Below are 8,491 nucleotides of genomic sequence, written 5' to 3'. Positions count from 1 at the left end.
CTGCAGATTGCGGTGGTGAAGATGACATGAACCGAAAGTTCGCAACGCATCACAAACATCACATATCCGAATTCGCTGGGCTGTCCAACAGGACATTCTGGCTACAGAATTTCTTGACGACCATAGAGCATTGGAACCACCTGATCCCATCCCGAACTCAGTAGTGAAACGATGCATCGCCGATGGTAGTGTGGGGTTTCCCCATGTGAGAGTAGGTCATCGTCAAGATTCATTTCGCAAAACCCCTATCTGCGCATGCAGGTAGGGGTTTTGTCTTTGGGCTGTGAAAAATCTCAATGCTGTGTACTCATATGACCGTGCTCAGGACGTTTGACGACAATAAATGCCTTAGGCCAATGAATCACCTTGTGCACGCTAAGCCGATCCTGACGAGGTCATTAGAACAGTCGCCTTCCCTGTTAACCTGTTCATTCCTACACCCGAGGCCTACAAGGTGAAAGCCACTCGCCTTACCCTGATCTGCCATGGATTAACGCTGGCCCAAAAGCGCGGATATTTCCCTGAGCCGGCAGACTCACTGGTGTCCATGCCCCACCGCAGCGTACCGCACGGCGGATCTCAGATCCTCACAGCGCCGGAACAACGCGCTCAGCAAACCGCCCTGGCCTGGGGTGATGCAAAGATTGCGTCAGGATTGGCGGATTGCGACATGGGGCGATGGCAAGGGCTGCCATTGAAGCGCCTACAAGCCGAGCAGCCGTCGGCCTTGGCCGACTGGCTGGAGAACCCCGCGAGCGAGGTACATGGAGGGGAGTCCTTTCAGACGCTTTGTCAACGCATGAGCGCTTGGCTAGGAGATTTTGATTGGCCGGGCGAATGGTCCGCGGTCACTCACCCAATGGTCATGCGTGCAGTATTGGTACAGGTGCTGGGCTGCCCAATGACGGCAGGACAACGTATCGATGTCCTGCCGTTGTCACGCATCGAGTTAAGCTTCAGCGGGCAGTGGCGGTTGCGGATCAACTGCCCTCAGAACGCCAGCTTATAGCCAATCAACAGCAGCATCGTAGCGAGGCATGGGCGCAGCACTCGGTCCGATATGCGCCCAGTCAGATGGCTACCCAGGTAGATACCTGGCAGTGAACCCAGCAGCAGGTAGCCGAGCAATGACCAGTCCATGTTACCCATGCCCGCATGACCCAGCCCAGCCACCAGCGTGAGCGGTACGGCGTGGGCTATCTCGGTACCCACCAAGCGTCGTGTGATCAGAGAAGGGTAGAGCAGGAAGAGCGCGACGGTGCCCAGGGCGCCAGCCCCGATGGAAGTGAGCGTTACCATGACACCCAACACCACCCCGGTCAGAACAGTCAGAGTATTGAGGCTACGATCGCTCAGATGGTAATGGTCACCGGCATGGCGGCTGGCGAATGCCTGCAGGCGCGATTTGAACAAGATAGCCAAGGCTGTGAGGATCAATACAACGGCCAGGCCCTGCTTGATAATCGCATTTACCGCCGTGGTGTCGGTGTGAAGCGTACTGAGGAACCACAACGTCAGTGCAGCGGCGGGAACGCTGCCGAGGCTCAGTAGCCCCGTGATCTTCCAGTCGATGTTCTTGTTGCGCGCATGCACCCACACGCCGCTGGCCTTGGTGATCGCCGCATAGAGTAGGTCGGTGCCTACTGCCGTTGCCGGGTTAATCCCGAACCACAGCAGGATTGGCGTCATGAGCGAGCCACCGCCTACACCCGTCATGCCAACAATGAAGCCTACGACCAATCCTGCAATGGTAAAACCGAAAGAACCTACATCCATACGCTACTCGACTGCCCAGCTTTGCCCGTTATCGGATGCAGCCAGCATATAGATTTTTTTATAGCTAAATAGACTTGTTCGTTATTAGGTTATAACTGGGGCAACCCTGCTTATGGAGCTGCCCCCGATACGACCCTGACCGTCAGATTCGGAAGCTACCCACCAGTTGCTTCAATCGGCCGGCTTGCTGGGCCAATTGATCGCAATGGCGCAGCGTTTCATTGAGGTTTTCCACGCCCTGCTGATTCAAGGCATTGATCTGGGTGATATCCAGGTTGAGGCTTTCCACTACGGCAGTCTGTTCTTCGGTGGCAGTGGCCACTGACTGATTCATGCCGTCGATTTCGCCGATGCGCTGAGTGACGCTGGCAAGGCGCTCACCTGCCTGGTTGGCTACCTGGACGGTTTGCTCACTGGAAACCTGGCTGGTATTCATCGTATGCACCGCCTCGCGTGAGCCTACCTGCAGGCCAGTGATCATTCGATGAATTTCCTCGGCCGATTCCTGCGTACGGTGGGCAAGGTTTCGCACTTCATCGGCCACAACGGCAAAGCCACGGCCGGCCTCGCCTGCACGAGCGGCTTCGATGGCCGCGTTCAAGGCCAACAAGTTGGTTTGCTGAGAAATGCCCTTGATCACATCAAGGATCTTGCCGATTTCATCGGTGCTGGCGTTCAGGGTTTCGATTTGTGCGCACGATTCGCTGATGCGTTGCGACAGCGAGGTCATGGCGCTGATCGCTTCCTCCACCACGGCACGGCCATCGTGGGCCTGCTCACTGGCGCCGCTCGCATGCTGCGATGCATCAGCTGCGTTACGCGCGATTTCCTGGGTCGCGGCACCCAGTTCATTGATCGCTGCTGCCACGCTGTTGGTGCGCATGCTTTGTTCTTCAGAGCCGTTGATGGACGCATTGGAAGCGCTGACGACTTTTTCAGACAGGTCGTGGACCAGTCGTGTGGCCGACGACACCTCGCTGATGGAGGCATGGATACGCTCGACAAAGCGGTTGAAGGAGGTGGCCAACTCGCCGAACTCATCCTGATGCTGCACCGCCAGCCGGCGGGTCAGGTCACCTTCGCCTTCGGCGATGTCACGCATGGCACGACCCATGGTGGTCAAGGGGCGCATCAGCACAGGAATCAGCAAGCCAAGCAGGCCTGCGATAGCAGCGACCGCGATGAGCATGGCAATCAGCGCCGAAGTACGGAACTGGCTCAGGGCTACATAAGCCTTGTCCTTGTCGATCGAAAGACCGATGTACCACTTGGCCGAGGGCAGGCCCGCTACCGGCGCAAACGAAATCAAACGTTCCTGGCCATTGAGCACGACGTCCTGCATACCCGGTGCTACGCGCAGATTGGCGCCAGGGTAGATGTCCTTCAGGTTTTTCATGACCTGGTCTTTGTCGGGGCTGACGATCACCTGGCCGTCGCTGTCGGTAAGAAACGCGTGGCCTATGCCGCCAAAGTCGACACTGTTGATGATTTCGACCAGCGTATCGAGGCTGACGTCGCCGCCCACCACGCCCAATAGCTCGCCATTGGACCGACTTTTGACCGGGATGGCTACCGTCACCACCAAGCCACCCACGGCCGCTTGATAGGGTGGGGTCAGCAGGGTCTGGCCGGCATTGGCAGCTGCGCTGTACCAAGGGCGTTTACGTGGATCGTAGTCGGCAGGCATTTGCGCATCCGGGCGCTGCGTGAACACCCCGTTGGCCTGGCCCATGTAGGTGAACAGGAAGTTGCGTGTATAGGAAGGCTGATCCACCAAGCCTGCGAGGGTTTCCCCCGTTCCAAGCTGGGCAATGTCTTGCGCAAGGTTTTCCAGCACGAGAATGCGCCCGCTCATCCAGTTCTGCACGCTGCTGGCGGTCAATGCGCCGGATTGTTCGACCGAAGCCTCGATGTTCTGCCGGATCGTATTGCGTTGCAGGTAATCGTTGTACAGCGTGAACAAGGCGAATGCCAATACTACTACGCCGCTGGCGCTGAGCAGAATCTTGTGGCGAAATTTCAGGTTCATGTTTCGAGACCTTGAGCCATTAACGGGAGGGCGCAGCGCGGGTGTGGTGCGCTATCAGCCCTGTCGAAAGGGGTATCGGCGTGGCGGATAAAAGGTTGATACGCCTACGGAAATTTCTCACAGCTTTCGACAAGCGGCGATCACCTCAAGGCCAGCCGCTCGACCAGCATCCTTGCAGCTTTCAGCAACGGTTGCTGCTTGCGCCAGAACACATGCACCGGGAGTTGCAGCTCATTGCGCGTGTTATGGAAGGTCAGACGTTGCAGGCGGCCCGCGTCCAGTAGAGGCGCGACCCTGGACAGCGGCAGATCACCCCAACCCAGGCCTGCCTCGACCATCTGCAGGGCGATATCGAAGCTGTCAGTCGTCCAATGCGTGGCACCAATGACCATGCGCGGATCGCTCAATGGCAGGTCGCGGCTGCGTACCAGGATCTGCCGCACGGCTGTAAGGTCTTCGAGGTTCTGGATTGCACCAGGCCGTGCGGCCGGGTGATGGGGAGCGAGGGTCGCCACCAGAGACTCGACACCCATCAGCTGAAACCCGCGCTGCGGGTCAACTTGAAGCCCTGCAAATGCCACGCACAGGTCTGCCCGACCACTGTCCAGCAAACCCAACGCTTGTTCTTGCGGCGCACTCAGTATCGCTATTTCCAGCAATGGATAACGTTCGCCGACCTCGGCAATGGCAGCTATCAAGGGCCGCTGGTCAACATCTGGAACAACCGCCAACGTGAGGTTGCTCTCCAGGCCTTGGGAAAGCTCTACAGCATGGACTTGCAGCAAACCCAACTGCTCGGCAATCAACCTCGCATGGGGCTCAAGTGCCAGGGCCTGGGCTGTGGGGCGAACCTCGCGAGGTCCGCGCTGGAACAGGTCATAACCCAGCTCGGCCTCCAGGTTGCCAATTGCCATGCTGATTGCCGAGGGCACGCGCTGCAGGCTGCGCGCGGCAGCAGAAAACGAGCCTCTGTCCAGGACGGTGAGAAAGACCTGGATGGTTTCACTGTTAAATGACATACGCTTCTCCTGTCAGTCAGGCTGAAAGCTGCTAACTTTTGCTGTCAGATCTAATGACTCACTATACCCGGCCCACGCTATTTGAATGAGGTCGATGCAGTGCAGGGTTTGAAGCGCAAACTGGTTTATGTAACGTTCTATGAGTTGATTGGGTTGTGCATGTCCACCTTGGGCTTGGCCTACCTGTCCGATACCCAGGCCTCTCACACGGGTCCGCTCGCGGTGATGATCACGACCATCGCCATGATCTGGAACCTGATCTACAACACGTTGTTTGAGTATTGGGAAAGCCGGCAAGCCACACGAGGGCGCAGCGTGGCTAGGCGCGTAGTGCACGCAGTAGGGTTTCAGCTGACCCTCGTGATCTACCTGATTCCGCTGATCGCGTGGTGGTTGGACATGAGTCTGGTCGATGCACTGTTGGTGGACATGGCATTCATCGTGCTGGTGCCTTGCTACACCTTCGTCTACAACTGGGCCTTCGACAAACTATTCGGCCTGCCCAGTTCGGCAATGGCTGCAACGTGAGGCGCCGCTGTCAGTAGGCCTTGACGACCAACCCGGCTCAGTCCAGTCGGAGCTTGGTTTCAAGCCGGTCAAGATGCTCGTTCATCAGGGCGAGGGCTGCCTGTGCATCGCCTCGCTCGAGCGCGTCGATCAGCGCTGCATGTTCTTGCCAGGCGCAATGGTCACAGCACGGTGACTCGTAGCGCGCGATGATAAGGGACGTCATGGGCACCAACCCATTGAGAAAGCGCGACAACGGTTCATTGGCAGCCATCTGGGCCAGTTTCAGATGAAACTCCCCACCCAGACGTATAGCGGCGCAGCGTTCGCCTTTTTCATGGTGCATGCGTTCACGCTCGACCAATTGGCGTAGCTGCTTGAGTTGCCCGGGACGGGCGCGCTCGGCGGCCAGGGTAATCAGCGTGGTCTCGGCAAGCCGCCGCGCGCTCAGTACCTGGCGCGCCTGATTAGGATCGGGCGCAGCCAAGTGAGCCGTGTGGCTTGGACGTTGCACCACTACCCGCTGGTCGCTCAAGCGGCCCAACACCCGGCGGATGACCGTGCGGCTCACGCCGAATGCCTGGCCCAGCGCTTGCTCTGGCAGCAAGGTGCCAGGCGGCAGGCGCTGCTCCAGAATGGCATCGAACAACCGTGGGTAGATCTGTTCAGCAGAAAGTCGGGTCTCACCGGCTGCAAGCAGATCGGGCAGGCGATGTGTACCATTCATGGTCGCTCTCCTGGATTATGGGTGCCGATGTTCGTCAGGAACATTGAGCGCAATGCCCATGCGCGAACCCTCGGCAAGAATGTGTTGGCGCATCTGGGCGCTGGCTTGTGTGCTGTTGCGCTCACGGATCGCGCGCACCACGGCTTCATTTTCCTTGAGCCGGGCAGCCAGGTGCTCGGGCGAATTGCGCAGCATGTCGGCGCTTTGTTTCAGGGCATTTCCCGTTTGCTCCACTACGCTCTGGAAGATCGGGTTGGTGGTCAGGGCAAACAGCGCCTGGTGGAAGGCAATGTAGGCGTTCATGCCTGCTTCGCTGTCATCGGCCTCCAAGGCTTCACGCATATCCATCAGGGTCAGCCGTAGCTGGCCGATGTCCTGGCTGTTGGCCGACTGAGCCACCAGTCCGACGATGAAGGGTTCGAGGGTGTAACGCAGCTCCAGCACATCGGCGAGGCTGGCCTGTGCACTGCTAGTGGGCGCCGAAGCCGAGGCAGTTGGCTCGGCATCCAGCACCAGTACACCTTTGCCAGGCAAAGCGCGCACCAGCCCAAGGGTCTCGAGCACGATGACCGCCTCACGCAGGCTCGGGCGGCTGATGCCCAGTTGTTCGGCCAGTTCTCGCTGGCCTGGGAGCATGTCGCCACTGCGCCATTGGCCACGGGCGAGGGCTTGACGCAGCTTTTCCACCACAGCGTTGACGACGGTTGATGAGCTGATCACGTTTCGCTCCTTCAGGGGCCGGCATGCGAGCCGGCCCTTTTCTTTCAGAATTCCTGTTGGTGGGCTGCAGGCTGCTTACGCGGGTTGTGCGCAAAACCAGGCTTGCCGTCGAGCACATTCTGAGCGCGCTCCAGGTCGATGTCTTTTTCCCAGCGGGCGATGGCCACGGTGGCAACGCAATTTCCGATCAGGTTGGTCAGTGCGCGCCCGATCCCCATGAACCAATCCACGGCCAGTACCAACACCAGGCCCACCACCGGGATCGCAGGGACTGCCGTCAGTGTCGCGGCAAGGATCACCAGCGCCGATCCGGGAATCCCATGCGCGCCCTTGGACGTCACCAGTGAAACCAGCAGGATCGTCAGCAGGTCGGTCATCGCCAGGGGCGTACCGGTCGCGTTGGCGATGAAGACGATGGCCAAGGTCAGGTAGATGGAGAAACCATCAAGGTTAAAGGAATAACCGGTGGGAATCACCAGCCCGACCGTCGAGCTGCCGATGCCCAGGTGTTCGAGCTTGCGCATGATTTGCGGGAGCACGGCATCGGAAGAAGCCGTACCCAGAACGATGGTCAGCTCTTCGCGCAAATACTTGATCAGGGGCAGCAGTTTCAGCCCCGACAAGCGCATGACGGTACCCAGCACGATCAGCACGAACCCTGCACACGTCAGGTAGAACAGCGCCACCAAGCCGCCCAGATGCTGCAGCGACTCCAGGCCGTACTTGCTGGTGGTGAAAGCGATGGCGCCGAACACGCCAATGGGCGCCAGGCGCACGATCATGCCCATGATGCGGAAGATCACATGGCTGAGCTCGTTGATCAGCCGTGAAATGCCCGCAGCCGAGTCGCCGACCAGGTTGAGCGCGCTGCCGAACAGTACCGAGAACAACAGTACCTGCAGGATATTGTTGTCGGCGAAGGCGCCTATCACCGAGGTGGGGATCAGGTCCATGAAGAATGCTGTGGCGCCATGGATGTGCTGACCACGTTCGGCCAGGCTGCTGGCGTCAGCGCCGGACAACTGGTCGAGGTGGATATTGGCGCCGCTACCGATACCACTGGTGAATGCGAACACCAGGCCAATGATCAGGGCCAGCGTGGTAAGCACTTCGAAGTAGATGACCGATTTGAGGCCGATGCGACCGACCTTCTTTAGGTCACCGGCACCGGAAATGCCGCTGACCACTACGCAAAAGACGATCAGGCCGATCAACATCTTGATCAGCTTGATGAAACCATCGCCGAGGGGTTTGAGCTGCAAGGAAAGGTCGGGGAAACTCAGGCCGCAAGCAACGCCAAGGGCCAGCCCCAGCACGACTTGAAGGAAGATCGAACGCGAGCACCATTTGAGCATGGGAGTGATCTCAGGTCGGTGTCCTTGCTTCGTTGGCCGCACGGGGCGAATGAGCGCAGGACTTAATTATTGTGGTCTTACCGGTTTGTTCAGCGCCTGGCCATAAAACGCCTAATCGCGGAGCAATGCAAGCAGTTTTGGCCTTACCGGTCTGACCAGTCATGGTGCGCGTAGGCTCTTTATGCTCTATCAATGTGCAGTGAGCGCAAGATCACCAATCCAAGAACCCAGAGCCTAGGCGGCGGGATATAGGCAGCAATAAGCTTGCCAGTGGAGCGCAGCGTTAAGCGCGAGGGACCATGGGATACAGGCCGCGGGTGGCCTAAAGGCCCGAGCGGGCTCAGCATGTATAGCGCAG

The 8,491-nt window shown here is 58.7% G+C and carries 8 protein-coding genes and 1 rRNA gene; 3 read left to right on the top strand and 6 right to left on the bottom strand.

Annotation, left to right across the window (positions count from 1 at the left end; genetic code table 11):
* Positions 1-112 precede the first annotated feature (112 nt).
* Positions 113-228: ribosomal RNA gene (gene rrf, locus CRP40_RS10200) — 5S ribosomal RNA — on the top strand.
* 226 nt (positions 229-454) lie between these two features.
* A complete protein-coding gene (locus tag CRP40_RS10195; RefSeq protein ID WP_027914573.1) occupies positions 455-1,009 on the top strand; it encodes a histidine phosphatase family protein in 555 nt (184 codons plus the stop codon).
* On the opposite strand, the gene CRP40_RS10190 is transcribed toward CRP40_RS10195, so the two are convergent.
* The 3 genes from CRP40_RS10190 to CRP40_RS10180 form a co-directional block, all read right to left on the bottom strand.
* Positions 991-1,776: a sulfite exporter TauE/SafE family protein gene (locus CRP40_RS10190; RefSeq protein ID WP_027914574.1), complete on the bottom strand. Its 786-nt coding sequence runs from the start codon at positions 1,774-1,776 to the stop codon at positions 991-993. The two genes, CRP40_RS10195 and CRP40_RS10190, sit on opposite strands and share 19 nt — an antisense overlap.
* Before the next feature lie 142 nt (positions 1,777-1,918).
* Entirely contained in the window at positions 1,919-3,805 is a 1,887-nt protein-coding gene (gene mcpA, locus CRP40_RS10185) for a methyl-accepting chemotaxis protein McpA (RefSeq protein ID WP_027914575.1), read from the bottom strand.
* A gap of 140 nt (positions 3,806-3,945) precedes the next feature.
* Positions 3,946-4,824, bottom strand: coding sequence for a LysR family transcriptional regulator (locus CRP40_RS10180; protein ID WP_027914576.1), 879 nt, complete (start codon positions 4,822-4,824; stop codon positions 3,946-3,948).
* Between the two features lie 99 nt (positions 4,825-4,923).
* Between CRP40_RS10180 and CRP40_RS10175 the strand changes: the two genes are divergently transcribed.
* On the top strand, positions 4,924-5,352 hold the full coding sequence (locus CRP40_RS10175; protein WP_027914577.1) for a PACE efflux transporter: 429 nt from the start codon (positions 4,924-4,926) through the stop codon (positions 5,350-5,352).
* A 37-nt stretch (positions 5,353-5,389) separates the two neighbouring features.
* Here the strand turns inward: CRP40_RS10175 and CRP40_RS10170 are convergent, their stop codons facing one another.
* The 3 genes from CRP40_RS10170 to CRP40_RS10160 are packed head-to-tail and all read right to left on the bottom strand — an operon-like array spanning position 5,390 to position 8,133.
* Positions 5,390-6,058, bottom strand: a complete 669-nt coding sequence (locus tag CRP40_RS10170) for a GntR family transcriptional regulator (RefSeq protein ID WP_027914578.1) — start codon at positions 6,056-6,058, stop codon at positions 5,390-5,392.
* Between the two features lie 15 nt (positions 6,059-6,073).
* Positions 6,074-6,778 carry a FadR/GntR family transcriptional regulator gene (locus CRP40_RS10165; protein WP_027914579.1) on the bottom strand — a complete coding sequence of 235 codons (705 nt, stop codon included), beginning with the start codon at positions 6,776-6,778 and terminating at the stop codon, positions 6,074-6,076.
* 44 nt (positions 6,779-6,822) lie between these two features.
* A complete protein-coding gene (locus CRP40_RS10160; protein WP_027914580.1) occupies positions 6,823-8,133 on the bottom strand; it encodes a C4-dicarboxylate transporter DctA in 1,311 nt (436 codons plus the stop codon).
* Positions 8,134-8,491 lie beyond the last annotated feature (358 nt).

Source organism: Pseudomonas sp. URMO17WK12:I9 (genome assembly GCF_900230165.1).
Classification (GTDB): Bacteria; Pseudomonadota; Gammaproteobacteria; order Pseudomonadales; family Pseudomonadaceae; genus Aquipseudomonas; species Aquipseudomonas fulva.
This window is presented reverse-complemented; position numbering and strand designations above follow the sequence as displayed.